A 26,618-nucleotide genomic window follows, 5' to 3' on the forward strand; every position below is an offset into this window, starting at 1 on the left:
CCTCAAACGAACGAAGGACGGAATTCCTGTGCCCCTCGATGTCTCTCGCGTCTCTGACGAGGAACGCCTGAAGCAACTCGGCTACCAGCAGACACTCTCCCGCTCCATGTCGGGCCGCGCCAACTTCGGCGTCAGCTTCACGATCATCTCCATCCTGTCCGGCTGCATGACGCTCTACGGCTACGGGATGAACACCGGCGGGCCAGCGGTGATCATGTGCGGCTGGCTGTTCGTCGGCTTCATGACGCTCTTCGTCGGGCTGTCCATGGCGGAGGTCTGCTCCTCCTACCCCACCAGCGCGGGCTTGTACTTCTGGGCGCACCGCATGGCGCCCGCGAGAACGGCCGCGGCGTGGGCGTGGTTCACCGGCTGGTTCAACACCCTGGGCCAGATAGCTGTCACCGCGGGCATCGACTTCGGCGCCGCCACCTTCCTCAACGCCCTACTGGACCTGCAGTTCGGTTACGCCGCCACGCCCGGCCACACCATCACGCTGTTCGGGGTCATCCTCGTCCTGCACGGCGTACTGAACACCTTCGGCGTGCGCATCGTCGCCTTCCTCAACGAGGTGTCCATCTGGTGGCACATCCTCGGCGTCGTCGTCATCTGCGGCGCCTTGGTGCTCATCCCTGACCACCATCAGTCGACCAGCTTCGTCTTCGGCGAGTTCGTCAACAACACCGGCTTCTCGTCGAGCGTCTACGTGGTGCTCATCGGACTGCTCATGGCTCAGTACACGTTCACCGGCTACGACGCCTCAGCCCACATGACCGAGGAGACCATCGACCCCTCCACCGCGGGCCCCAAGGGCATCGTCCGCTCGATCCTCGTCTCCCTCGCCGCCGGCTTCGTCCTGCTGTTCGGCTTCACCTACGCCATTCATTCCTACTCGGGCGCGCTCGAGTCGACCACCGGGGTGCCACCGGCGCAGATCCTGATGGACGCCCTCGGCGCGGCGGCCGGCAAGTGGCTGCTGTTGGTCATCATCGTCGCCCAGCTCTTCTGCGGCATGGCCTCAGTGACCGCCAACTCCCGGATGATCTACGCCTTCTCCCGCGACGGCGCGCTCCCCTTCTCCAGGACGTGGCACAAGCTCAACCCGGCCACTCGCACCCCCACGAACGCCGTCTGGCTCGCCACCGGTGGGGCCTTCGCTCTCGGCCTGCCCTACCTGTGGAACAGCACCGCCTACGCGGCCGTCACGTCCATCGCGACCATCGGTCTCTACATCGCCTACGTGATCCCCACCTTCCTCCGACTGCGCCAGGGCGACAGGTTCGAGCGCGGTCCCTGGCACCTCGGTTCCTGGTCCACCGTCGTCGGCACGATCGCCATCGCATGGGTCTTGGTGATCACGGTGCTGTTCATGCTGCCGCAGACGTCACCGATCACCGCGCACACCTTCAACTACGCGCCCATCGCCGTCGGGGTCGTCGTCGCCTTCTGCGGCGCATGGTGGCTCATCTCGGCCCGCCGTTGGTTCCTCAAGCCGGCGCACTCCCGCAGCTCTGGTCTCAGCCGGGAAGCTCGCGGAGAGGAGGCCCACCGCCAATAGACTCCGTCCGACGACCCGGGCCCTCAGCGTCGCGGTCAGCTCGTACGAGTGGATTGTGGCAGCGTGCAGGCACGAGAGACGGCCTTCAAGCGGACGCACACCGCGACGCTCAGCCAGCTGGTCAGAAACGACTGGCCCGTAAATGAACTGCGAATGTGAGGGGGCTGCGTTTCACAGGCGCGGCAAGCGTTCGAAGTCATGCCACCCTCGGCTCACCACCGTGCTACCCCTCGTCTGTGGATCTGCCGAGGCACCGGGCCCTGTTGCTAACGCGGACCAATGGCTGGGCCTGTCCTCACTTGCCCGCGTACCGATGGGCCTCTCCACCCGATCTCAGCAGAACGATGCGGCAGTGGCTTCTACCCGATGCTCGCTCACCCGGCGACGTATGCGACGGCGTCGTGGCTATGGATGCTTTCTAGGTTGCGGACCCTCACCGAGTGACGAAGACCCCGTTCGCGGCAGACGTGGCTGACTTCGCGGGCAATGTCTTCGACGAACACAGGGTGGTCGTAGGCCTGCATCGTCAGCACACGTTCATCTGGACGCTTTACCAGGGGCACGACGGGAGCGGACGCACACCGTTCCAAGAGTCGTACGGCCTGCTGCACCCCAAACGGATAGGGAGTGTCCCCGTGCCCTGTCACGGACAGCGTGACGCGGCTGCGCTGGTTGTGGGCGCCGTAGTCAGAGATCGCTTTCGAGCACGGGCACAGACTGGTGACCTCGGTGGTAACCGACGTGACAACCGTCGTGTCTCCGTCGTCCCAGCGGCCGTCGAACCGGACATCGTGGACCTGGTACGACTCGGCGCCAGTCGCTGGCGCGACTACGGTCGTGCTCAGCGGGACGGCTACTGACACCGCGAGCGCCGGTGCATCCAGTAGGTCCGCACCGACTTTCACCACGTGCGGCAGCCTGCGCGGATCGAACCGGCGAAGGTGCTCGTGGACGAGAGCCACCATGCGGCTCATGTGGGTGCCCCGGCGGTCATGCTGGAGCCGCACGGTCACGTCGATCTCGGCGATGCCCTCCTGGCGGAGGTGACCGTCCTCGAAGTACAGCGGGTAGCGCAGGCCGCTGATGCCGACATCGTCGATCTCGATGCCGCGGGTGTCAGTCTCGTTCTGGATGTCGTGCATCGCTCACTCGCCCCGATAGGTGCAGCCAGACGTGCACGTCTCGCGAACGGTGAGCGCGGAGAGGTCGGGCAGGGTCGGCTTCAGCCGCTCCCAGATCCAGCGGGCGAGGACCTCGCTAGTCGGGTTATCCAGGCCCTCAATGTCGTTGAGGTAGTAGTGGTCGAGCTGCGCTTCGAGGGGCTTGAAGGCCTTCTTGAGGTCGCCGAAGTCCATGACCCAGCCCGACTCGGGGTCGACGGGAGCCTCGACATGGACGATGACCTTGTAGGAGTGGCCGTGCAGGCGCGCGCACTTGTGGCCCTCGGGCACGTTGGGCAAGCGATGTGCAGCTTCGAAGGTGAACTCGCGGAAGATTTCCATTACTGAATTCCCAGATACTTGTGCGTCTGGAGAGAGAGGATCCAGCGCGGGTTCTTCATGCAGTAGTCGACAGTCGCCCTGGTGTTGGCTTCAACGTCCGGGCCGTCCATGGGCTGGAGCCGGAAGTACCGGAAATCCAGATGCTCGAACTGACCGGGGTCGCCGCCCAGTTGCGGGTAGACCAGCTTCAGTTCGTCTCCGCTAGTCACGACCAGTTCGGAGCCGATCTTGGGGCTGACGCAGAGCCAGTCGATGCCGTTCGGCGGTACGCGGGTGCCGTTCGTCTCTACGGCAACCTCGAAGCCGCGGGCGTGCAGCGCGTCGATCGCCGCTTCGTCGAGTTGTAGAAGCGGCTCGCCGCCGGTGCACACCACGAAGCGGTGCTCCCTGGATGACGACGGCCACGCCTGCTCGATGGCTTGAGCGAGGTCGTCCGGGGTCCGGAACCGGCCGCCGCCTTCCCCGTCGGTTCCGACGAAATCTGTGTCGCAGAACTGGCAGATCGCACGGTGACGATCCTTCTCAAGGCCCGTCCACAGATTGCACCGGGAGAAGCGGCAGAAGACGGCTGGACGGCCTGCGTGACTCCCTTCGCCTTGCAGGGTGTAGAAGATCTCCTTGACCAGGTAGGTCATTCTCACGCGCCCTGGTACTGCACGGGGTCGGTGACGCCGGCCTCGGCGAAGCCCTTGAGGCGGAGCAGGCAGGTCTCGCAATGTCCGCATGCCCGCCCCTGCTCGTCCGGGTCGTAGCAAGAGGAGGTAAGGGAGTAGTCCACGCCGAGGCGCAGGCCCTCACGGACAATGTCGGCCTTCGACATGGCGATGAGCGGCGAGTGGAGCTTGAGACGCTGCGTGCCCTCGACCCCGGCGCGGGTGGCCAAGTTGGCCATGCGCTCGTAGGCCTCCATGTACTCAGGGCGGCAGTCCGGGTAGCCGCTGTAGTCGACCGCGGTCACTCCGGTGAAGATGTCGCTCGCCCCAACCGTCTCCGCGTAGGCGAGGGCGAAGGAGAGGAAGATCGTGTTGCGTGCCGGGACGTACGTAATGGGAACGCTACTGCCGGTGTCCTTGTCCCCGGCGTCGTCCAGAGACTCATGCTTCGGAACGTCGATGTCCGACGTGAGCGCGGATCCGCCGAAAACTCGCAGGTCGATGTCCGCGATGACGTGCCGAGCGACCCCCTGCGCCTCAGCCACACGCTTCGCAGCCTCAAGCTCCACGCTGTGCCGCTGCCCGTAGCGGAAGCTCAGCGCGTACGGCGCGTAGCCCTGGTCCTTGGCGATCGCCAAAACGGTCGTTGAGTCCAGTCCGCCACTCAGTAGAACGATCGCGGGACGCTCCGCCATGCCTGCTCCTAGTTAGCTCCGTGTGTACTGCGGCAGCCTACGCGAAAAGTGACAGGTAGAGTAACGACGACAGACTGGTAGTTATGAGCGTCGGGAGCCGAGCCGCGTGAGGCAACTTTCACTTGTGGTCACATGTACGGACCGTAAGGCTGTAGCGCCGGAAGCCTCACTGCACGCAAGGTCACTGCCAGTTGGGACCGTGGAGGAACGCTCGACCATCTGGAAGGGGCGCGTCGCGGACGCCTCCGCCACCCATCCACTCGACAGGCTCTACTGCGGCGACCACTGGACACAGTCGCGTCGCCTCGTCGCTACGGCCACCAAGGCTGGTTTCGACGCACGGCTATGGGTCGCGTCCGCCGGCCTCGGCCTTCGGCCAGCATCCGAGCCGGCCCCGGCATACGCGGCGACATTCAGCACGCGACACGCTGACTCGGTAGCCACCTCTGCGGATGGAAGCGCCCAGTGGTGGAAGTACCTACAAGAGGGACAAAGCCGCACAACATTGCAGGAACTCGGAAAAAGCGGGCCAATCTTGATGGTTCTGTCCGAGGTCTACGCGAAGGCCATGGAAGCCGAACTCCGAGCTCTGGGTGCCGTTGCGAGCGAGGCGCTACTGGTAGGCGGTGTCGAAGAGATCCCCGGCATCCGAAGAGTCGCCTCCGATGCAGGGCTGCGACTCGCGCTCGGCGGAACCCTCACGAGCCTCAATGTCCGCATGGCCGCTTCCTGGCTCCAGCACTGCGAGGACAGTCGACTGACCTCTGAGACCACCAGTTCCGCCTGGCACGAGTGGGCGTCGGCTGTACCGAGGCCGGAACAACTCAACCGTCAGCCCATGACCGATGCAGAGGTCATCGCCTTCATTAGGCAGGAGACGGAGGCTCAACCGGGCATCTCACGGACGCGGCTGTTGCGGATCTTGCGCGACAGCGGCCGAGCATGTGAACAGAGCAGGTTTGCCACCCTGTTCAAGCGAACCATGGGGGATCAGTGACCGAGAACCTCATCACACGCAGAGCTCTGCGGATCAATCAGCACCCCGACATCCCCTTGTACCTTTTTGCCCTGGAAGCCGGAGAAGTCGACCTCGTAGCCGACGTTGCGCGGATCTCACGCGATGAGGCCGGAAAGCTCCTCGGCTACCAGCGCCCCGAGAAGAAACAGCACGTAAAGCAGATCTTGGAGTATCTGGACGGGGACGAGGTGCTGTTTCCGAACGGACTCATCCTCGCACTCCCATCCTCAGTACGTTTCAGAGGAAGCCGCGGACCGAACCCTAGCGACGGCCTTGCAACCATTGGGATGCTTGAGATCCCACTGCCAGAGTCACGGGAGGCTCCCCGTCCGGCTCTCATCGTTGATGGCCAGCAGCGGAGCCTGGCCCTTGCCCGTACTCGGAATGCCAAGTTGCCTATCACAGTGGCTGGCTTCGTTTCCGAAGATCTGCATGTCCAGCGCGAGCAGTTTTTGCGGGTCAATACAGTGTCGCCGCTCCCCAGCGACCTGGTTTCGGAACTCCTACCGGAAGTAAACACTCAACTGCCTACCAAGCTCTCGGCTCGTAAACTTCCGGCGATCTTGGTGAATGCACTAAGCCAGGATGGTGACTCACCCTTTAAGGGCCTGATCAAACAAGCATCGACGACAGCTAGCCGGAAATCTGAGACGGTCGTTAAGGACAACAGTCTGCTTCAGGCGATCACCGCGTCATTGTCGCCTTCTGGGGTGCTCTTCCCTTACAAAGACTTGTCCAGCGGAACCATTGATACGAGCACTATTCGCAAGATCCTTGTCGTCTACTGGACGGCCGTGCGAGACACCTTTCCTGACGCCTGGGGAATCTCCCCCAATAAGAGCCGACTAATGCACGGCGTCGGCATTCGGTCAATGGGACAGCTCATGGACCGCGTCATGGAGAGAGTGATGTTTGAAGTAGACATCAACTCGGATGAGGCGTACAGCAAGGTCATGGCCGAATTGGCCCTGGTCGAACCCTACTGCCGCTGGACCAAGGGGCGCTGGCCCGAGATTAACTACAACTGGAACGAATTGGAGAACATCACAAAGCACATCAACATCCTGTCAAATTACCTGATTCGCGTTTACCAGAAGGCAAGGATGGGCGCAGCGTGAGGTTCTACTTTCCGGACAGTCAGGACCAGGTCAGTCCGAGTTATGACTTCCTCAATGACGAGTATTCTCCTTTTCGCGTCCGACAACGGGACGATTTCTACGCCCATCAGGCTGTGAAGCCGGCACCTTACGACGGCATCCTGGTCAGCAAGGCCATTGTCGACGGGTCCGTCAAGGGGGCGGGTAAGTACAGCGCACCGCAGCGTGAACGCCTCTACCGGCTTGGCGTGCGGAATTTCTTCAGGCTCCCCAAGACGATGAGCAGCCTGGGAGACTGCGGAGCCTTCAACTATATCAACGAAGAGCGCCCACCCTATACGGTTGATCAGGTACTCGACTTCTATATCGGCTGCAAGTTCAACTCCGGAATCAGCATCGACCACGTAATTTTCGGATATGAGCCCGAACTCACCGAAGAGGACGCAAACCCTGCATGGGTAAAGCGACGCGAGATCTCGCTGGAGTTGGCTGAAGAATTCATCGCTGCTGTCCGATCACGCAATTCCAAGATCCTGGAAGAAGACGACAAGCTCGAACCGGTCGGCGCAGCACAGGGCTGGAGCCCGGACAGCTACGCCGACAGCGTTGCCCGACTTCAGAAAATGGGCTACAAGCGGATTGCCCTAGGCGGCATGGTTCCACTAAAGACGCCCGAGATCGTGGCGTGCCTGAAGAGGATTGCACAAGTTCGCGCAGAAGGAGTTGACTTCCATCTCCTCGGAATCACTCGCGTAGACAGCATGGAAGAATTCGCGAAATTCCACGTAGAAAGCTTCGATAGCACCTCTGCTTTCCGTCAGGCCTTTATGGATGAGCGCAACAACTATCACACCGCAGATAAGGCCTACACGGCGATTCGCGTTCCGCAGGTCGACGGAAATCCAGCTCTCAAGCGATTGATCCTGGCCGGCGTCGTATCCCAATCCGAAGCAATCAAGGCCGAGCGAGAGTGCCTTCAACTGCTGCGTGATTACGACAAGGATTTGGTGGATGCCTCAGAGGTCTTGGATGCCTTGCGCCGCTACCAGGTGCTCCTCGGCGATGCCAAGAAGCTGAAGCAGTTGGACAACCAACTGAAGCGATACGGCGCCACGCTGGCTGACAGGCCATGGAAGCACTGCACATGCGACCTCTGCCGGGAACACAAGATCGAGATGGTCATATTCCGTGGGTCCGAGCGTAACAAGCGCCGCGGATTCCATAACATGACGGTACTCGAAGCAAAGATGCGCAAGCTGTCGTTCACATAATCACCCAGAACGCGCATAACACCCAAAGTAACCCAACAGGAGATGATGTGGCCGACCGCTACGAGCTGAAGCTACCCGCCCTCAAGATCCTCCAAGGCACCAAGGAGATCTACTGCTTCGCCGTCGACGGCAAGAAACTGCACGACTTCGCCGCCGTGTCGCGCATCCGCCGTGATGACCAGAAGCGGTTGCAGGGGTACCAGCGGCCCGAGGTCCTCAGCCACATCCGCTCAATCCGCCGCTACCTCGAGTCCGAGGGAGCGATGCTCCCTAACGCCGTGGTCCTCGCGTTCGACGAGCGGGTGAGGTTCGAACCAGCGGTCCGCGGCGGCGATGTGAAGTACTCCATCCCGGGCGAGCTGATCATCCCGGTCGACGAGTCACTGGCCGACGACGAGAAGCCGGCCTGGCTCGTGGACGGACAGCAGCGCAGCGCCGCCATCAGGGACGCTGACCTCGCTGAGTTCCCTGTCGCCGCCGTGGGCTTCATCGCATCCGGTCAGGAAGAGCAGCGGTCGCAGTTCATCCTGGTCAACTCCACCAAGCCGCTCCCCAAGGGACTCGTGTACGAGCTCCTGCCCGAGACCACCGGCCAGCTGCCGCGCTCTCTCGCGCGCAGGGCACTCGCCGCGAGGCTCATGGTCCACCTGAATATGGGGGACGGTCCCTTCAGCGGAAGGATCAGCAGTCCCACATCCCCCACCGGAGACATCAAGGACAACAGCGTTCTGAAGATGCTGGAGCACAGCATCTACGAGGGCGCCTTGTACCAGTACCGCAACGCCACCGACGGCACCGGGGACGAGGAGCGGATGCTGGCCCACCTGCTGGCCTTCTGGACGCCAGTGGCAAGCATCTTCCGCGAGGCGTGGGGGAAGCCCCCGAAGGAGTCCAGGCTGACCCATGGGGTGGGCATCCAGGCGATGGGCTTCGTCATGGACCGGCTCACCGCGGATGTCCCGGTCGACAAGGTCGACTGGGATGACGTCCGTGCCATTCTGCGTGGGCTGGAAGAGCACGTGGCCTGGACCTCGGGGAAATGGAACTTCGGAGATAACCATCAGCCCAACTGGAACAGCCTGCAGAATACGTCCAAGGACGTACGGCTGCTCAGCAGCTATCTGCAAGCCCGAGTCAGCGCCTAGCCCATAGCTCGCCTGTCGCTGCCCGAGGCCTTGCTGCGGCGGCCGCCCGGTCCTGGGCGGCCGCCGTTCTGTTAGGACTCTGCTGCTGCGAGGCGGAGCGCATCGACCGCAGCGCGGAGGAGTGATGCGGAGCCACTCCCGTTCGCATATCCGACGTGCTTTGTCGTCTTGTTCTGATCAATGAAGCCGGTGGCCGCGTGCTTGGCGCAGCGCGTGGCCAAAACGATCACATTCGCAGTACGGGCCTTCTGCCGCAGTTGCGGCGTGCCTACGTGGTCGTAAGCCGTCAAGACCTTCACAGCGGGAGCGAGCCGCTTCAGTTCCTCCTGGCATCGGGTGAGCACTGCCTCGTCCAGTGAGTAGAGCAGCAGTGTCGCCGAGGGGAACTCGACGGGCGTGCTCTCCTTGCCGTCTTCGCCAGCAGGAGCATCCCAGGAGAAGCTGATGCCGAGGTCTTCAGAGAGCCGGCGCGCGAAGGCAAGGTCTGCCTCAGTGAGGCGGCGGCTGTGTGCAGACAGAGGCCCGAGCAGCTGCGAGCACAAGCTCGTGCGGGCCTCAGGATCAGGGCACGCTGCAAGGAACAAGCGGTCGACGAAGTCCAAGACAGCCGAGGCCCGTTCGGGAGCAACCCACCGATCCGTGTCCGAACCGATGTCCTTAAGGATCTCCGCGTACTGATCGGCAGAGGGAGCAGCGCGAAGTGCGATCTCCATCAGCGCCTGCAAGGCCGCCAAGTCGCCAGGGCTGTAGCGGTTGAAAAGCACTGCGTTGCGGATGAATGCGTGGGCGCATTCGGGTGCGGGGTCGTCGTAGCCCACGGCATCGATGAACGAGCCCACTGCCCGCCATAGTTCTCGCGCGGCGCCGTCGCTCAACCCGTCCAGGAATTCGGCGAGGGCCCCATCGTGCTCTGCAGGAGTGGGCCACAGGGTCCACTGTTCCTCATCCAGTGCGTCCTTCGCCGCGCTGTCGCCCTCGGCGAGCGCGAAGAACAGGGCTGGCCAATCGTTGATCGGAGTGGCCGTGTCTGTCGACTCCTCGGGTTGCGCGACCGTGGAGGCATCGAGGTCGCCCGAAGCCTGGGCAATGAGCGCATTGGCCTCGTTCAACACGAGCATGGGGATCTCGGGTGTTTGGTCGAGGTCCTCAGCAGCCGTCACGAACCGGCGTGCGGCCTCTGCGTTCTTGAGGATCACGCAAGCCAGAAGGAGCACCGTCATGGCCTGCGGTCCATACGACCGCGGGTCGCCTGCGAGCAGCTCGGGGACGGCCCTGCCGTGAGTGATGAGGTTGGACTTGGCCGCCTCCAGATTCCGAGCCGCGAGTGGCTCCTCCAGAGCAACGGTGTACACAGCGTTCAGGATTGCTGCCTTCACCGGCGCAGGAGGATCTTGCCTGGCTACGTCCTGGAGTGCCGGGAACTCCAGCACCTTGGTACTCGCTCCGAGACGGTCAAGTCTCTTGAGCTTGAGATGTGCGAGATTCGTCGCGGTAAGCCCGCCCGCGGCGGCGAGTTGCTCAAGGAGGTCAAGCGACGCAGCTTCGCCGCCGGCCGCGAGAGCCGCGTCGAACTCGGCGATGAGACGCCCGACCGGCTTTACTACGCGCCATAGCCTTGGCGGACGCCTCAGGTAGGTCTGCTGCATCAGTAGCAGAGCATCAGTCAGGCCCTGCCGGTACTTGTCGCTTTCCCCGGTTGTCAGCCGGAAAGTGGAACGTTCGCCAGCCAGGTCGATGACGGCGCGTTCTACGGGATCGTCCCGGTTGAGGAGAGTTGGACGAAGGCCACCGCGCTCCATGTTGCTGTAAATGTACGTAGGCCCGGCAAATGCCTCAATGAGTTCAGCTGTCTTGCCGGCATCTGCTGGGTCGCGTGCGATGGCGTACATCGAGTACGACTGGTTTGCGGCGACCCAACGAGGGAGAACGATGGGCGCGTCGTTATCGCCCAGCGCGATCTTGACGAAGGGCTCGGTGCGCGCTGTCCACGAGTGCTTGGGGTCCATCTTGGGCCACGCGTCGTTGCCCTCGCCGAAGAACCTGTGCAGGAACGCCTGGATACGATCAGTGGTCCAGGAGGTGGTCTGGTTCATTCTCCGTTCCCCCACCGCTCGGCCAGGTCAATGCGTGCTTGGGCGGCAGCGTCGCTGCCTGCCCGGTAAGTGATCTTTTCGTCGTTCCGGGCCATGCCTCGGATCGTGAAGTTCATCGATCCACTCAGCATCCAATCATTCCCGCACAGGGTCTTCTCGTGGATATCCGGGTCGCGGACGATGTGAAGCTTCCTTCCCGATGCCGCCTTCATCAGGCGGCGCAGGAAGTCCTCGTTGTGGGGGTCATCGCGGGTCACGACGTGTACCTGTGCGCCACCATGGGCGATGCGGGCCACGGCGTCTGAGAGTCGGCACCCCACGGGAGGGGTGTCTCCAAAGAGTGCGTCGTAGGCGCCGTGGCTGTTGTCGAGGACCTGGACGTCGGTGATCCATGCGGACACCAACCACAGGTGGTCGCTGGGTGCGATGAACTCCGCGATCAGCGCGGCGGACAGCATGGTGTCAACGCGAATCGCGGTGTGCGGCCCAGTGCGGAGGGTTCGTTCCTGGGATTTCACTGGGCTGCCTCCCTCAGTTCGACCCTGACTCGAATCTCGTTCTGGTGGCGGACCACGCCGCAGACTTCTCCGTAGACGCGCAGCACATCCCGGTCGATGGGCGTGACCGGAACCTGCTTCAAGGCTTGAGCCATCAGAGTCGCGTCTCCCGCTGGACAGACCAGCTCGACAGCCGAGGTCGCGGTCAATTGCTGCCGGTAGGCGTTATCCCAGGTGGGCTTGGTCACGTCGATCACCGGTACACGGTCATCGTGTGCGGCTTGGACCAGCAGACGCTCGAGGACGGGGTCGTCAGCGTATGGCTGGTAGTGCTTCAAGTCCTGAGTGCGGGCCTGGTGGCCACGAGGCCAGAGAAGACTGAAGACCTGGTCTGCGGTCAGGGATCGGGCTCCTTCCAACTGGAGCTTGCCGGATCCCACGGCGTATGCGATCACGCGGGCGTCGACCTCGACCCGGAGACGTTGCTCCAACTCCGTCCATGCGTCAACAAGGACGAGAGCGGTGACGTCAGTATCGGGCCCGGACCCCGGGCGCAGAAGCCGCGTGGACAGGGCAGCAACGGCTGCATGCCGAGGCGGGCCGTCGAGCCGTGCCCAGGCCTCGCGAAGGACGTCCAGAGCGTCCTCGGCTTCTTTGGCGGAACTGCCGGCCCGGAGTGTCGCCATTGCCTGGGCAGCTGTTCCGCTGGGTTCGTCGATGACGTGCCGGAGGAACCGGGTCAGTGTGGCGTCGACGTACTCGTATTCGCTGGGCGCGAGGCTGCTCGTCACAAGCCCCCAGAATTGCCGGGGATCCTTCGAGTAGAAGTCGACCAACTGCTCGACGATTCCCAACCCACCCACGGACGTTTCGCTGAGCCACACCTCGGTGAGCGAGTCCTCTCCCTCACCGGGGAGTGTGTCAACGATGAGATCGCCGTCCTGTGCGTTCGGACACGCGCGTTGAGCAGCAGCGAGAATCGCAGCCGCCATCGTGTCGCGGTATGTGCGCCGGGCGAGCTGGCTGGTCTCGGCTGAAATGTCCTCTGCTACCAGCAGCTCCGCTGCCCTGTCCAGAGCTGTGATGACCGTGCTGTCGGCGACGAGCTTGATCAACTCTGATACGAGTCGATCACCGTCGACCTCCTGCTCAGTCACGTCGGAGTCACGGTAGAGCACTTGGAAGATCTTGGAGAGATCGTGAGTCCAGGCGCCGTTCTTCAGCAGCGCACGGACGTCAGCGTTCGTGCGGCTCCCGTCGAGTCCGGCCAGAGCGAACGCGGTCAGATAGATCTGGGCCAGGCGCTCCCGCTGGAACCTGTCGGAGATCTCGGCCAAGGCAGGATCGTCCTGAACCGTGTGCAAGAAGGCCAGCGAGCGCCACTGAGGCGTAGTGAGGTACTCCCTGACAGCCGGATCGTCGAGGTTGAGCGGCTTGAGTTCGAAGCGGATGGCATCAACGCCCAAGGCGAATCCGAGAGCGGCCGGTCGTCCCCGGAGTTCGTACCGAACAGTGCGGGCTTGACTGTTCTGGCGTTCCCGGCGGACGTTGCACTCAGCGCCGAACGTCATGCGGCGCACTTGTACAGGGTTGCCGGCCGCGTGAGTCGCAAAGCTGACCGTGTCAATGCGACGTTGCCAGGGGGACGGCTTCGGCACGGTGCCCTCACTGAGGGGCGCGTCGTCCTCCACGACGATCTGGGTGCCCCACTGGGGCTGGCCGTGGGACTGGTCCACGATGTCGGGATCGGGTTGGGAAAGCGCCAGGCTCAAGGGGCGGACGACTTCGAGGTTGGCGCCATCGTGTCCATGAGGCTGCCAGGTGCCCTCCAGCCTGCCCTCGGTAACGATTTCCCTCAGGTTGAGCACATTGGCGTCCTCGTCGGGGATGGGGAGCCACGTGCGGTGAGTGTCGTCCATGTACCCGAAGCGCCGGCTGACCCGTCCCGGCACGGCTTCAGTCAATGCCTTACCGATGGGCATGTGTTCGATGGATCCGTCCCCGTTGTCGAAGGGGAGTTCCAGATCGACCTCAGGAAGGTTCAGCGGCTCGAACAGGGTCCGGGTGATGAACTCGGGGAGCATGGCCTTCTTGCCCATGCCGGGGTCGTTTACAAGAGGTTCCCAACGGGAGCGAAGCCGGCGAAGAGCCGTGGGCACGACGGCCAGGAGGAGGGAGCGAGGCTGTTCCCACAACACGGCCTGTGCCTCGTCAACGCTGATCTTCAACGCCTTGACGAGGTGCCGTGCAAACTCGTCCTGGACACGCTCCTCTGTCAGCAGTTGATGCAAGATCCTGATCAGTCCGAGGCGCTCGTTCTCGTACTCGGACAAGATCCTCGGGTCATCCGGGGTCGTCAGGAGCTTCCGCACGTCGCCGCGCCCGACCTGGACACGCATCCTGCGCCCGGCCCAGTCAAGAAGAGCCTGGGCTCCCTGGATCTTGAGGACGTACCGGTTCTTGAGCGGCAGGGTCGTGGCAGCGACCTCCGGAGCAAAGAGCGTTTCGTAGCCTTGGTAGGCCAGGCGATCGCGACCGTAGTCCGACAAGGTCACGATGGTTAGCGGCCGAGTCCCGCGCTCTCGGCCAGCGCGGCCGCGGCGCTGGATGAACGAAGCGGCATTCCGCGGTGCCTTGTGTTGAAGGACGAGACCAACCCGGGGATCGTTGAAACCCACTTCCAACGACGCTGTAGCGATCGTGAGGTTCGCATTGCGGTTCACCCCCGCGTCCTGGGATGAGGTCCGCCCGATGATCAAGGGGTGCATGCGGAGATCGGGGTCGAGTTCATGACCGATCCGCTCGACGAGTTCCCAGTTCTGTCCCTCGAGGTAGCGGGGCCCGGGCTCAGGGCGCGCACGTGACCGCAACCCGGCCAGCACGTCTCCCCGGCGATTCGTGCGCCCGCGGTGGTCCTGGTCGCCCTCGGCGTCTCGGAGGTACTTGTAGAAGCGGTTGGTGACGTCCAGGGCATCCGTGAATAGGAACCCGGTCGAGCCGTAGAGGAAGGCGTCGTCACCGTTGTCGAGTACGCGGCCCCAGAGCATCGCAGTCTGGATCGACGTGGACAGGAGACTGGCTCCCGAGACTGGGTCGCCTCGCAGCGCGAGCGCGTACTCGCGGCCTTCTCGCACCATGGTGGCATCGTCGGGTGCAATGGGGTCCACGTCACTCTCGCGCAGGCCGACCAACTGTGCGAAGAACTGGTTCGCGTCGCGCAGTGTGGCGCTGAGGCCCACGAAAGTTACGGGTTTGCCTACTGCGTCCCTCCATCTGCGTAGGAGGTAGGCGACCTGTGCCCCGTGCACTCCCGAGTAGGTGTGCACCTCATCGAGGAGCATCAGGGACGGCACGCTTCCCCCGCGCCAGCCCAGGAGGCTATCGAGGTAGCCGTCGGCGCTGCAGTTGTTCAGCATCTCCGTAGTGGTGAACAACAGGTGCGGCGGGTTCTTCTTCAAGGACTCGCGAGTCAGGGCGAGTTGGCCGTCCGGGATTTCGTCCCCGCAGCGTCGACATATGAGGCGTTCAACGCGTTCAGCGCGGTCCCTGTCGGACCAAATCAACTCGCCGTCTTCACACTCAGGGCTGGGACAGGGAAGGAAGGGACACACGGCGCCGTCCCCTACACGTGCCCAACGGCCAGAACCTCGTCCGGGCTGAAGTCGCCAATCGTCGGCGTGATTCGGGGTGCCTCCGTAGAGTGCGCCGAGGCGCAGAGGCCTCTTCCCCTGGCTGACGAGCGCGCTCTGAACGCTGCGAGCATTGACGATCGCATCACGCAACTGATCCCGCAGCAACTCAGTTCGCGGATACAGAGCCAGAGTGTGGATCCTGTTCTGGACCCTGTTGGTCGCGTGCTCCGCTATGGCTGCGAAGGCGGGCAGGTAGAAGGACAGCGTCTTGCCGCTACCGGTGCCGGCGCTGACGATGATGCCCTTGGAACGGTTTTGGCCCTGGAGTGAGGAGAAGACAGCTTGCGTTGCCTCCAACTGAAAACGGGCGAGGTTCTTGCCGCCCAGTTGGTCCTGGGCAACGCGGTCTTGGAGATCGCCCCAACCGGGAAGGGTGCGCAGCTCCTTGAGTGCTTGGGAGCCTGGGATGTCTCGATCAGGGTAACGGCGGTAGCGAACGTGTAGGCGGTAGTCAGCAACGAGTCGCTTCCCTTGCCGCCACCATCCGTTGGGGGTGTCGTCTGCCCAGTCTCCGCGAGGGCGGAAGAGTTGGCGCAGTCCGGCAGTCAAGCGCAGAGCCTCGGCAAAACGAGTGCGGTAGCGGATTGATCCGTCGCTGGGCCAGGGCACCTTGAAGAGCAGCGCGCGGCCCTGCATCTCGCGGAGAATCTCGACGGCTGATAGTGCTGGCGGATTGTTGCATTCGTCGAGGAACTGCTCGATGCAGCTGAGGACGTCATCCTCTGAGAGCGCGCCTTCCGTCATGCCCCACATGAGGAGGGGCAACTCAAGGTCTTCAAGTTGGTTCAGGAGTTCGTTGGCGAACTTCCGGCCTACTGTGCTCTGGTTCACGAACCCTTCCTCTTCAGGGTGATGTGGGCGTCCATCCGGCATTCGCGAAGGAGTGCGATCTCTTCGTCTGTGACGTCGCTTAGCGTCAGGCCAGGTTGCTCACGTAGCCGATTTAGCAGGTCGACGAGTGCTTCCGGCGGGTCTTGAGTGTCTTGAAGGAGTTCCGCTAGGCCGGCGTACGTGGTCGCGAATGTGGTGATGGCTTCTTTAGAAGCCTTGCCCCTGGCGATGCGCTCCAGTTCGAGTTGTCGCTTGGAAGCCTGCTTCTCCGCTTCGAGTTCGACGAGCATCGAGATTCGCGCAAGGGGCAGGTCCGCGAGGAGTTGCTCAGTCCAGGCTGACCAAGCGGCTTGGTTCTCTTCCGCGAGACGATCGGTTACTGCCTGTGTCTTCTTCTTCGCCGTGTTGAACACCTGGTTGGAGGGGAGTCCGCTGGGTCCCAGACTGCGTTCGAATCCAGCTCTGCCGTCATCGATGCCGGACAAGTCGATGTCGAGTCCCGCGCCGCGGGACTGTAGGGCCTGTGTGACGGCCAGTTGCGAGCGAAGCTGGTTGAGCTGGGAGCGGAGTTCCAGCAGCCGGCTTGATACACGAGTGGCCTGTCGCTGAGAGTCCTCGCCATCTGCGATACGGGAAGCGTGATCCTCGAGCAGCTTTGCCTTCTCGTACACGGACATCCGAGTCACGGCTGATCAGCCCCTTCGACTGCCAGGGAACGCCATTCGGCGATGAGTTCTTGCACGCCCTCGGCTGCGCTCTTTGCGGCCGACGAACTCGCCCGCAGCTCGGCACCCTTCAGTGCCTCATCAAGCCATTCGTCAGCGACACAAAGCAGGTTCCGGATAACTTCGATGGAGGCCCCTCGGTCTTGGGCGGCCGTGCGGATGCGCGCAGTCAGACGCGCCGCCTCGGGGCGATCGTCGTCGAAGCACCGACCCAGGTCATCTTCCAGAGCGGAGATCGCGGACCACTCCACAGCACCTGCCCGCTCAAGGAGAGTATCGAGTTCACGTGCTCGTTGGGCGGACAGCGACAGACTGACCTCTCTTGCCCTGTCGACGGCAGTTCTGATGCTGGCCAGGGTGTGATTCCCTGGGGTGCTGCGGGGTTGCCGCATTCGGATGTCGCCCAGCCAGTCCTTGAGCATCGTGACTTGCCCGTCGATCAGCGCGGACCATGACGCGAACGGTTTGACTGCGGGCTTCACCCACTCGGGGATACTGCCCGCTGGCGTTTCCCACGCCCAGGTGGCTGTTGCCTCTTCCAGTAGAGGGATTGCCCGGGCTGCGTCGATCATGCCCACGGCTCCTCTGCTGCCCTGCGAGATGCCGATTCCGGCACGGATACGCTTCACTAGGGCGCTGCGGGCCGACAGGTGCTGGTTGAGGGCGGCGGTCCAACGGTCCGGCCTCGACATTACGCCGGTACCTTCCCAAGCGTCGCCGTCGTCCACCGCTGCCGCCAGGAGTTCTTCGACACTCATGCCAGGCCAGCACCGGCCAGCAAGAACTGCCCCGAGTATGGATGCCCGTAGGCCGAGCACAAGGTCGTCGTCGGTGACTTCCAGGTTGCGTTGGACTCTGGATGCCAGCGCACCCGCGTGCCGCTCGGCCAGGGTCGCGAGCCTGCGGATGTCCTCACCGCGTACTTGGTCCAACCCGTACTGCGCACGGATCAAGCTCTGGAAGAACCTGCTGTTCGTCGCGCTCCGCTTGAACTGGATCGGCGCGCTATCGGCACCTGTAATGCCTGCGACAGCAGAGCCTTCGATGCTGACGACGGTGGCGTTGTTGGGCCAGCCCTTCTCCTTCACGTTGCTCTGCGCCTGCATGAGCGGCGCGTTCCAGCGGTACCGCTCGGCTACCGCGGTGGCGATGACTGTGCGGATGGCTCGGGCGTGATCCTGCTTGAGGTCGTCGCCGCGGGTCACCCACTCCTCGATGTTCTGAAGGCTCCGCTGAACGGACGGCGGATAGGTCTTGTCTTCCGTCTTGGCAGTGCCAGGCGTGGCCCTGGGTTGGGGGGAAGGCTCAGCTTCACGCCGTGGCTGCTTCAGAGGGGTTTGGGCTCCAGCAGCCATGGGGCTGAGAGCAAAGGCCTCCATCACCGTGGGATCGATTTCGATGCCCTGAGCAGCCGCGTCGCCCCAGAATTCAAGGATCAGCTTCCGGCGTGGGCCGGCCACCTGATCGTTGGTATCGATCAACGATCGCACGGTTGTGTCAAGCGTCGTGTCGATGTCAGCGGTGGGGAAGCCTTCGGAGAAGGCCGCATCGGGAAACTCCCCACGCCGCAGCGATCCAGCGTGCTCAATGAGAATGGGCCGCACCACACTTCCGAGCACCGTTCGGGGGACGAACCCCCACGGTTCATCCTTCGAAGCGGTGGAGTGGACCATGCGAGTCAGGGCTGAGCGGTTGAAGGGGTAGAGCCCGAATCCATCCGCTGATGCTCCAAACGCGTCGTGGCAACGCGGCTGCAGGGGGCAGGCATCACACGCGTTCGGCGGCTCGGCACCGCCTACCTGCTCCAATCGATCCTTGCCGATGCGCGCGGCGTTGAGGTAGCGGCCAACGAATGAAGCGATGGCTTCTTCGCCGGTGTCTTCTTCGCTGAAGGGCACGTCGAGGTCATACGCGTAGCCCAGGTTTGCTTGTACACGGGTGAGGGCGGTCTCTGGCAGGTCACGGAAGTAGCCAGTCGTTACCGCCATAAGGGTGCGGATGGGGGCTAGCCGTGTCGCCCCCTCACGGTGGGCGGCTTCGACAAGGGCGTCCAGTAGGTCCTTCTGTACGCCCTGGATGAGAGCAAAGTCTTCGATGAGGAGAATGATCTCTTTGCCCTGTCGGTGGTACTCCTCGCGGACAAGGGTCATCGCTTCCAGCAAGCGGCCCATCCCAAGGTTGAAGCTGCGATTGATCGCAGTCTCCAAGTGCTCGTTCAGGAGGTCGATCGCGATTTCCTGGAGTTCGGCCTTGGCGCTGAGAACCTGTACCCACTTCTTGGCCAGCGCCGAAGCCTTGCTGACATCTGTGATGTCTAGCGGGAGATCATCGACGGTGAACTTCGGCGGGCGATCTTTGTCACCCTTGGTGCGGTCTCGTAGGAGGTACGTGGCCAGTTGTGGAACAAACTTCTCGGGCTGGAGCATGAATTCGCTGACGTGCGGATCGTCAAGGAGTGCTCCGAGACCATGAGGGCCGAAGAGTTGCCGTGCGGGCCCCGAGACGCCGCGGCCGGTCTCGGCTACGAGGGTCTCGTTGAGGGAGTGGATCAGCCGCCGAGCCAGCACTGATGCGTCGATGTCAGCGGTAAATTTGTCGATCTCCGCTTTGAGTTGCTTCAGTTCGTCACTGTCTGCCTTGGCGATCAGGCTTTGCACCACTGCCTTGAGGCTTGTTCTGTGCTTCTCAAGGTAGATGATCTCGCGATCACGGCGCCCGTCGTCGACCAGTTCGAGGTGCTCGCGGACCCATCGGACGAGGTGAGACTTTCCCGACCCGGACTCGCCCACGATGGGCATAAGGAGTGCGCCGCTGTTGGACTCATGATTCAGGAAGTCGTGAAGAACCGTCCGCTCGTCGACCGGCTGCCCCTCAAGCACGAGTTGCCGGCCGTCGAGCCGCGCTCGCTGGATCCGCAACGGCGCATGAGTGGCCCGAAACACGGCCGCAGATGGGGAGATGGCTTCAACGCTGATGGTGTTGGCAGCCGTTGCGGGGTCCCAGCAGACCTTTCCGCGGAAGTCAGGCACTGGGGGCCTCCTGGATGGTGATGTCGCTTACGTAGCGCGGACTGGAGGGCTGCTCTGGATCGCTCACCTGCAGCACCATTGCGGCATCGGAATCGAGTTCTAGGCGCAGCCAGCCCTCGTCGTTACCGCGGAGCAGCGCAAAGGAGAGAGCAGGGCCCGCTACACGGTCACCGGGGTTGGGGAGGTGGAGAGCCAGGGAGTATTGGCCGCTGGAGAGTACCGGCAAATGCGCGCGGACGCTTCGTACGGCTGTTACGGCATTCACCTGGCGGCCCGGCTCCCATAGGCACTGCATGACGTATCTGACTGCGGCGGTGCAGTCGGGTACCAGTCGACTGCCACCTCCGCCGGCAAGGAGTGGTCGTGCTGCGAGCCCTAGCGCGTGGGCCCAGTCGCAGAACTGCCGCCATCGCTCGGCGTTCACGACAGCTGGTCCCGCCTCGGGTCTGAGAGGGGTCTCCTTCATGAGGTCCTGCGCCTGGTCCCAGTCCACAGCAGGGCCCATGGGATCTAGCGTGAGGAACCATGCCAGGGCACGCGTGAGGTCTCGGGATTCCCTCTGTTCATCGTTGTCCCCCAGACCACTGTTGCGCTCAGGTGCGAAGACGGCGCTGCGCAGCGCAGCCGCAAATGCGTCCCAGTCTTGGCCGTCGAGATGTTCAGCGGGTCCCATGAGCGTCAGCTCACCGGTGGATTCGGCGACGTGGAGCAGCCCGAGCTCCCGCAGCGTCTTGACGGCCTTGTTGAACATCTCCGACGCGTCTTTGTCACCGGATGCGAGGGTCGGTGGGCTCAGCAAAGCGCGGGCGCCGTTGAGTGGTACCGGCTTCTTCGAGTGGGCCAGTAGACGGACGACTGCCCACATGGGGTCGGGGCGCGAGGCGTCCACGTTGATCAGGGCCATCAGAACGACTCCAACGCGGTCTGAACGGAGAAACTTTGAGCATGAAGAGCACCGAAGGCCAGGCCTGGGCGACTCGGATCCGGCGTACTTCGCGGGTGGATCAAGTAGGTCACATCTGGTGAGTCAAGCCGCGACTTGAGCGCCCGGTCCATCGGTGAGGGATCATCGTCCAGAACCCAGACGATGGGGCCTTCGTAGAAGCGGAGCAGATCCGCGTCGGTGTCGCAGATGATCGGCCGCGGTGCCACATCCTCCTGAAGAGCTTCGGCTAGAGATGGGGTGATCCCTGGCCCACCAATCACATTCATGCCACGAAGGGCCAGGATCTCCAGCAGCCGAGGCACCTTGACCTGGCGGTCCGTCTCGGTCCCCCACCACAAACTGAGGCAGGACGCGGTGCCACGCATGCGCCGGAGTGGATCGTGGCTGGTCCGACTAGGGGCTGGAACCAGTGGATGAGGGTCTCCGCCCAGCTTGTAGAAGCCGTTCTCCTGCGGGAGGCCTGTCGTTCTGCAACTGGGGCAGCCGCGGCAATTCACCCCCGTCAGCAGTGGGGCACCGCCTTGCTGGACCCGGTAGTAGGTGCTGAGAACCTCGCCTGTGCATCGATTGCCACGTAGCAGGGTGCGGAGATCGGCTAGGGCCTGACGCTGCGCGGTGATTGAGCGCCGGCGCTCCGCTTCGAACCGACTCCGGAAGTGCTCCTCGTCGTTGGTCTGAGTGTCTTCGAGCGTGACGTCCACATGCGTGGATGCCACCTCGTAGAACCGGTCGAGGCGTTCCTGGAAGGCTGCGCGTGGTTCGTCGTCGTGTCGCTGGGGCGGCTCAGGAACGTGGAGACCGATGAGCCCGGCGCGCAACATGAGGTTCAAGGTGCGGATGTTCCAGTCGCGGTTTGCCTCCGAGGTGTCGTGGACGTTGTCCGGGATGGAGTCGAGGTTGACGAGGTAGTGACGCGGACGTGGGTATGTCTTGTCCCTGAGCGTCCACATCCACCGCCACCTCGACCACGCTTTGTCTGCGCCGATGATTGCTTGCCGATTGATGCCCTCGGCGACGGGCTCGTCCCGGGGGGCGGACGCCAGGTAGGCCACGGACGGACGTCCGTCCCGGCCTGTGCGCCCTACCTCCTGGTAGTAGCGGTCGACGGTTTCGGGCAGGCAGGCGTGCACCACACTGCGGACGTCGGGTAGGTCTACGCCCAGGCCGAAGGCTGAAGTCCCTACGACGATGTCGTATCGGGTGGGCAAAGGGCCCGAAGCGGAACGGCCGCTCCAGCCTTCCACTGCGCTTCGGCGTTCGTCGGGGCTGGAATAGCCGGCGACGTCAGCTACTCGTGCGAAGCCGGCTGTGCGCAGGCGGTCGAGCCACGCCTTGGCGTCTTTCCGCTCTGTCACGTACAGAGCTAGTGGTTTCGGTAGACGATCGATGGCACGAAGGATTGCCTCGGTGCGCTGCTCTTCGTCGGTGAAGGCATCGATGTAGTAGCTGGGTTCATGGCGCACCTGGGCGCCCCAAACGATCTCGGCTGGCTTGGGGTCGGCGAACAGTTTCTCGAGCGTGGTCACCAGCTGCTCGGTGAGTGTGGCGCTCATGCAGACCGTCACGGGTGCACGTCCGGGTGGTGCTGCGCTCAGCCAGGTCCGACGGTGGACGGACATGGTTTGGAACTCAGGTCGAAAGCCTTCGCCCCATTGCTCGACGAGGTGGGCCTCGTCAATGACGAAGTAGTGAAGGTGACCTGCCTCGGCAGCATCTTCCAGTGCAGACTTGAGTCCAGAAACGAGCGATTCAGGGTTTGTGAAGACTATCCGCTGTTTACCTGTACGGATATCTTCTCGTATTTGTTGCTTGAGGTTCTCGTCGAGGCCGCCGATGTAAGCGTAGCGGCCGGAGGGACTTCGTCGTCCGCGGCTGTTCAGCAACTCCTGGGCGCGACGTTCCATGTCCAACGCGAGCACGACAGTCGGCACTACGACCAACGTGACACCGGTACGGTTACTTGCGAGCAGAGCCGGAGCCTGTACGAGGGCGGTCTTGCCGTGGCCCGTCGGCAAACAAGCGATGACAGTGCTGCCGGGCTCTGCGAGGGCCACAGCGCGCGCAGCTTGCCGCTGCCCGATTGACTTGTACTGGACGTAACCGCTTCCGAGAGCACGGATCCAGAAGGGGTCAGCAGGACACGGCTCCAACTCAAGGTGTGTTTGGAGGCTCTCCCCGAGGTGGACCTTCTCCAAGTCATACGTGGCTGCTTCGTCAGCCTTCTGATCTTCCCCGCCAGGGTGCCACGGCCGGGCTGTGACCAAGACACGACGGCCGTCCGGGAGCGCATGGCAATGCATCTGTTCCCACTGTTGTCGCGTGGGCAGCGGTGCGCCAGGTGGTACTGAAAGGCCAAAGGTGTTTCCGCTGGCCTGAGCTTCGAGAAGGATCTGCCGTGTCAGTGCTGCCACGTCACGCCACGAGGCCGTCTGTTCAGCCAGGCCGTCGAGGGCATCCTTGAGCCGTCGCAGTGTGCCGCCGTATTCCGGCTCCTCCGTCGGGACAACGAACGGCCAGGCGTCAAAGAGTTGCTGTGCCCCAGCCCAACTGTCACGCACTTGCCTGGGCCCCCTTTCGCCCAGCGCGGAGAACGCAGGTTGCAGCCATGAGTCGTACGCTGGGCTGCATCAGGCCGTCGATGAGTAGACCGGCGGTCTTCACGTCTGCCAGTTGGCTTTCGTCCTCACGCAGGAGGCGACCGGCAACCCTGCGGGCCTCTGCCTGCGCCCGAGTCACGGCGAGTCGTCGGCGACCGCGTTCCTGAGCCTCGGCGCAGAGTGCCTTCAGGTCAGTGACGCGGAAGAGTTCGTCGCGTGCGACCTTCTCGGCGGTCTCAGCAGCATGACGGAACTCCGACCAGCCACCGAAGACGTCGATGAGAACACGAATCCGCTGGCCACTCAGGTTTTGGCACTCTCGGTTGTCGTAGGACTCGTTCAGCCATTCGAGCGCCGAGGCCAGCGTCAGCGCCTCGGTGCTTCCAGCCCGCACCCACACTCTGCGCGTGAATGGCGGAAGGAGGAGATCGGCCTGGCGCTGCAACGCCCTTTTCACCTCTTTCCGGTTGGCCATCGCCTCTGCCGCCACGGAGGCGTCGGCCTCAACCAGGAAGTCGAAGCCGAAGTAGGGCTCCGGGTCACCCATGTGGCTGGGGTCCACGCGCTGGTAGGCAGTGGCCTGGCCACGTTCGTCGATGTCGCTCAACGCGGCGAGTGCGTCGATGAAGGGGTTGCCTATGCGGAACAACCTTGTGCCAGGATCACGCAGGGCCCTGGACCGATTGAACGTGCCCTGGGCCATGGCAGGATCCAGCGCCGCGGTCTGCGCCACGTAGAGCCGCGGCGGCACCTGAGGCCGTGACCCTACGAGGTCGAAGACGGTCTTGCCGGCTGTGCGCTCGTAGTGGCGAATGTTGATACCACCAGATCCTGCGCTCGTGTACCGGAAGACACCGCGCTGGATCTCCTTCCACTCCAGTTCTAGCCCCCTGAGGTTCTTGACCATGCTGTCTCGGCCATCGACATCGAGGTAGATGGCTTCGAGCATGTCCATCTTCTCGATCTGTTGGCGCGCTTCGCGGAGCTGGTCTTGAACTCGTTGCTGGGCGGACGCGAGCCCGGACGGGCCATCTCGTAGGGCGTCGCTCCAGACAGCGTCGCGGCCTTCTGCGATGGCGTCCTGCAGTGTCGACACTGACCTCGAGAAGACCTCGTAGCCGTCACGCAACAGGTTCAGCCACGCCGTGCCAAGGGCTTCATCCTCGGCGCTTGCGCTAAGCACGTACTGGCTGGCTTTATCGAGTTGGCTGACGGACTCGCCACTGGGATAACGGTCAACCCGTCCGATCCGTTGTTCGAGCTGGTTGGGGTTCCACGGCAGGCGCATATGAACGACGGCACTCGCGGCCTGAAGGTTCAGCCCGTCCTCGGCGGTGTGGTCGGCGACAAGGACGGACGTCCCCGGCGCCGTGCGCCACTTCGTGACCGCGTCCTCGGAAGCTGCCGCTCCGGCTTGTGCTGTGTGCTCCACAACACAGGCTGTACGAGACAACCGCCGCAGGTGCGCCACGAGTTGGCGCGCCAGCACGCCCGCACCGCAGAAGACAACGATGCGTCCACCGCGATTCAGAGTGGGGACGAGGGCGTTGACCGTCGCCTTGAGCCGCTGGTTGCCCTCTGCTTCGTCGAGGTGCCTCTCTAGCTCGTCGAGTGCTTCCACCTCTGCGGGGATGAGAGGGGGCGCGGCGAGCATGGCCTGCTCCTGGGCACTGAGACCGGCTCGTTGCGCCGCCTCGCCATCTCCGCGGACTCGCCAGCGCAGGGCGTCGACGAAGTCGTCGAAGGGCCCGCCCGTCCTGGACATGAGGACGCCGAGGACGCGGGCGTACACGGTGGTCTGATCTTCAAGCCCGGCATCGAGCAAGGAACTCGAGACGCCAATGCGCCACTCCGTAAGGGCGCTTTCGACCGCGTCGAAGGTGGACGGCAGAGTGATGACGTCCGAGAGCTTCCGCCCGCGGACAGCGTAGGGTTCGCCTTCTTCGGAATCGTCTTCTGGCCTCTCCACCTGGTCGCGCCGGTGTCGGATCACCCGGCGGTGGAGGCGGTACGTCTCGCTGATGTGCCCCCGCAGCTCCTCTACGCGCAGGGAGAGTTCATCCGGTTCTACTTCATCGCGGAGGTCATCGTCCTCAGTGAGACATTCGACGATCCGATCTGCAAGGTGCTCAAACCGGGGGTCATCGGGGAGGATCCGCCGGATGTCGTCGAGCGTGGACCTCAGCAGGAAGGTGAAGGTGGCATCCAGGGCGTAGACGCTGTCGGCCAACTCGGCTCGTAGGGCATAGCGGTGCTCGAAAGCTTCGCGGTCGTCCCAGCTGTAGAGGTCGCGGTCGAGCAGGTGCAGCAGGCCGAGGTGAGTGGTGTAGTGCGAAGTCACGGGGGTCGCGGACAGGAGCAGAAGCTTCGGTGCGGAGTGAGCCAGGGCGGCTAGCTCCCGGTAGGGCGAGAGGCCCTCGTCGGCGTTCTGCACCAGTGCATGGGCTTCGTCCACGACGACAAGTGCACTGTCGTGGTACGCGGACCACTTCTCCGGCGTCTCGTGGGACGTGATCACAATCCGGGCTGATGGAAAGTCGTCGACGAAGAACTTGTTGCGGAGCTCCTTGTCCCACTGGCGCCGCAGTGGCTCGGGGGCAACGACGGTTATTCGTGCCTGCGGATCGTCCAGGAGGGTCTGCCGGATGACGAACCCAGCCTCGATGGTCTTCCCGAGGCCTACTTCGTCTGCGATGAGGTATCGCTGCACTGGGTCAGCGAGCACCGTCATTGCCGCGCGGATCTGGTGTGGGAAGACCTCGGCAGCCGAGGACAGCAGCGCAGCCATGTTCGCGCAAGCAGCCCGTTGGGCAACGAGATCACGCAGGAAGGGAAGCCGAGCGTCGCGGAAGAACCCCGACTCGCCACCACCACTCGTGAGGACTTGGAGGGGATTGTGAACGGGGCGGTCCCAACGCACTCGGAGATCGCACTCGTTCGCGCGCTCGTTCCACTTCTTGTTGGGGACCTGGATGAAGTATTCCGGGAGGTGCTCCCCCGTGACCCGGCCAGCGAGCCAATCTCCAGTGCTCGGTTCGCGCCAGTAGACCCGCGTTTCTGCTTCGAGTTTGGCACGCCAGCAGCTCCTCGCCGGCACACGCTGGGAGTGGACGACCTCCTCGGCTACTGATTCGAAGAAGTCGACGCGCAGCATCTCGCCGTCGATGGCGCCAACCCGGCCGATGCCCGGAGCCCCCGTGAACTCGACGAGGTGTCCAACCGCGAAGCCCGAAGACATCCTTCTGCTCGCCCCCCACCTGCTGATTTAACAA

Annotated in this window: 17 protein-coding genes; 5 read left to right on the forward strand and 12 right to left on the reverse strand. The window is 63.3% G+C overall.

Annotation, left to right across the window (positions count from 1 at the left end; all coding sequences use genetic code 11):
* Nucleotides 1–28: 28 nt before the first annotated feature.
* Nucleotides 29–1,555, forward strand: a complete 1,527-nt coding sequence (locus tag ABZZ38_RS21000) for an amino acid permease (protein ID WP_356742007.1) — start codon at nucleotides 29–31, stop codon at nucleotides 1,553–1,555.
* A 374-nt stretch (nucleotides 1,556–1,929) separates the two neighbouring features.
* Here the strand turns inward: ABZZ38_RS21000 and ABZZ38_RS21005 are convergent, their stop codons facing one another.
* From ABZZ38_RS21005 to queC, 4 genes are read right to left on the reverse strand one after another with little or no spacing between them, the layout of a single operon-like run.
* Nucleotides 1,930–2,697, reverse strand: a complete 768-nt coding sequence (locus ABZZ38_RS21005) for a GTP cyclohydrolase I FolE2 (protein ID WP_356742009.1) — start codon at nucleotides 2,695–2,697, stop codon at nucleotides 1,930–1,932.
* A gap of 3 nt (nucleotides 2,698–2,700) precedes the next feature.
* The gene (gene queD, locus ABZZ38_RS21010) at nucleotides 2,701–3,057 is read right to left on the reverse strand and encodes a 6-carboxytetrahydropterin synthase QueD (protein ID WP_356742011.1); all 357 of its coding nucleotides are present in this window, start codon (nucleotides 3,055–3,057) and stop codon (nucleotides 2,701–2,703) included.
* Nucleotides 3,057–3,692: a 7-carboxy-7-deazaguanine synthase gene (gene queE / locus ABZZ38_RS21015; RefSeq protein WP_031477140.1), complete on the reverse strand. Its 636-nt coding sequence runs from the start codon at nucleotides 3,690–3,692 to the stop codon at nucleotides 3,057–3,059. The genes queD and queE overlap by 1 nt, the downstream gene beginning before the upstream one ends.
* A 2-nt stretch (nucleotides 3,693–3,694) precedes the next feature.
* The gene (gene queC / locus ABZZ38_RS21020) at nucleotides 3,695–4,405 is read right to left on the reverse strand and encodes a 7-cyano-7-deazaguanine synthase QueC (protein ID WP_356742015.1); all 711 of its coding nucleotides are present in this window, start codon (nucleotides 4,403–4,405) and stop codon (nucleotides 3,695–3,697) included.
* A gap of 199 nt (nucleotides 4,406–4,604) precedes the next feature.
* Here queC and ABZZ38_RS21025 point away from each other — a divergent pair, with 199 nt between their 5' ends.
* From ABZZ38_RS21025 to dbpB (ABZZ38_RS21040), 4 genes are read left to right on the forward strand one after another with little or no spacing between them, the layout of a single operon-like run.
* Entirely contained in the window at nucleotides 4,605–5,402 is a 798-nt protein-coding gene (locus tag ABZZ38_RS21025) for a hypothetical protein (protein ID WP_356742018.1), read from the forward strand.
* Complete coding sequence (gene dbpB / locus ABZZ38_RS21030) at nucleotides 5,399–6,541, forward strand: DGQHR domain-containing protein DpdB (protein ID WP_030951621.1); 1,143 nt, start codon at nucleotides 5,399–5,401, stop codon at nucleotides 6,539–6,541. The genes ABZZ38_RS21025 and dbpB (ABZZ38_RS21030) overlap by 4 nt, the downstream gene beginning before the upstream one ends.
* On the forward strand, nucleotides 6,538–7,791 hold the full coding sequence (gene dpdA / locus ABZZ38_RS21035) for a tRNA-guanine transglycosylase DpdA (RefSeq protein WP_055550327.1): 1,254 nt from the start codon (nucleotides 6,538–6,540) through the stop codon (nucleotides 7,789–7,791). Before dbpB (ABZZ38_RS21030) ends, dpdA begins: the two co-directional genes overlap by 4 nt.
* A gap of 47 nt (nucleotides 7,792–7,838) precedes the next feature.
* Nucleotides 7,839–8,936, forward strand: a complete 1,098-nt coding sequence (gene dbpB / locus ABZZ38_RS21040) for a DGQHR domain-containing protein DpdB (protein ID WP_356742025.1) — start codon at nucleotides 7,839–7,841, stop codon at nucleotides 8,934–8,936.
* Nucleotides 8,937–9,007: 71 nt separating this feature from the next.
* Here the strand turns inward: dbpB (ABZZ38_RS21040) and dpdD are convergent, their stop codons facing one another.
* Genes dpdD through dpdE form a run of 8 tightly spaced genes read right to left on the reverse strand, consistent with a single transcriptional unit; the run spans nucleotide 9,008 to nucleotide 26,584 of the window.
* A complete protein-coding gene (gene dpdD / locus ABZZ38_RS21045; RefSeq protein ID WP_356742028.1) occupies nucleotides 9,008–11,029 on the reverse strand; it encodes a protein DpdD in 2,022 nt (673 codons plus the stop codon).
* The gene (gene dpdK, locus ABZZ38_RS21050; protein WP_356742032.1) at nucleotides 11,026–11,547 is read right to left on the reverse strand and encodes a phospholipase D-like domain-containing protein DpdK; all 522 of its coding nucleotides are present in this window, start codon (nucleotides 11,545–11,547) and stop codon (nucleotides 11,026–11,028) included. Before dpdK ends, dpdD begins: the two co-directional genes overlap by 4 nt.
* A complete protein-coding gene (gene dpdJ, locus ABZZ38_RS21055) occupies nucleotides 11,544–16,049 on the reverse strand; it encodes a protein DpdJ (RefSeq protein ID WP_356742037.1) in 4,506 nt (1,501 codons plus the stop codon). Before dpdJ ends, dpdK begins: the two co-directional genes overlap by 4 nt.
* Nucleotides 16,046–16,720, reverse strand: a complete 675-nt coding sequence (locus tag ABZZ38_RS21060; protein ID WP_356742039.1) for a hypothetical protein — start codon at nucleotides 16,718–16,720, stop codon at nucleotides 16,046–16,048. Before ABZZ38_RS21060 ends, dpdJ begins: the two co-directional genes overlap by 4 nt.
* Before the next feature lie 11 nt (nucleotides 16,721–16,731).
* A complete protein-coding gene (dpdH, locus tag ABZZ38_RS21065; protein WP_356742041.1) occupies nucleotides 16,732–19,803 on the reverse strand; it encodes a protein DpdH in 3,072 nt (1,023 codons plus the stop codon).
* Nucleotides 19,796–20,707, reverse strand: a complete 912-nt coding sequence (dpdG, locus tag ABZZ38_RS21070) for a protein DpdG (RefSeq protein ID WP_356742043.1) — start codon at nucleotides 20,705–20,707, stop codon at nucleotides 19,796–19,798. The genes dpdH and dpdG overlap by 8 nt, the downstream gene beginning before the upstream one ends.
* Nucleotides 20,707–23,307: a protein DpdF gene (gene dpdF / locus ABZZ38_RS21075; protein WP_356742045.1), complete on the reverse strand. Its 2,601-nt coding sequence runs from the start codon at nucleotides 23,305–23,307 to the stop codon at nucleotides 20,707–20,709. The genes dpdG and dpdF overlap by 1 nt, the downstream gene beginning before the upstream one ends.
* On the reverse strand, nucleotides 23,300–26,584 hold the full coding sequence (gene dpdE, locus ABZZ38_RS21080; protein ID WP_356742048.1) for a protein DpdE: 3,285 nt from the start codon (nucleotides 26,582–26,584) through the stop codon (nucleotides 23,300–23,302). Before dpdE ends, dpdF begins: the two co-directional genes overlap by 8 nt.
* Nucleotides 26,585–26,618: the final 34 nt, after the last annotated feature.

It is taken from the genome of Streptomyces sp. NPDC006368 (genome assembly GCF_040612535.1).
In the GTDB taxonomy this organism is placed as follows: Bacteria; Actinomycetota; Actinomycetes; order Streptomycetales; family Streptomycetaceae; genus Streptomyces.

Excerpts from the sequence above, each read along its gene's own strand:
- ABZZ38_RS21005 (WP_356742009.1), bottom strand. The coding sequence starts at position 2,697 with ATGCACGACATCCAGAACGAGACTGACACCCGCGGCATCGAGATCGAC.
- queD (WP_356742011.1), bottom strand. The coding sequence starts at position 3,057 with ATGGAAATCTTCCGCGAGTTCACCTTCGAAGCTGCACATCGCTTGCCC.
- queE (WP_031477140.1), bottom strand. The coding sequence starts at position 3,692 with ATGACCTACCTGGTCAAGGAGATCTTCTACACCCTGCAAGGCGAAGGG.
- queC (WP_356742015.1), bottom strand. The coding sequence starts at position 4,405 with ATGGCGGAGCGTCCCGCGATCGTTCTACTGAGTGGCGGACTGGACTCA.
- dpdD (WP_356742028.1), bottom strand. The coding sequence starts at position 11,029 with ATGAACCAGACCACCTCCTGGACCACTGATCGTATCCAGGCGTTCCTG.
- dpdG (WP_356742043.1), bottom strand. The coding sequence starts at position 20,707 with ATGGCCCTGATCAACGTGGACGCCTCGCGCCCCGACCCCATGTGGGCA.
- dpdE (WP_356742048.1), bottom strand. The coding sequence starts at position 26,584 with ATGTCTTCGGGCTTCGCGGTTGGACACCTCGTCGAGTTCACGGGGGCT.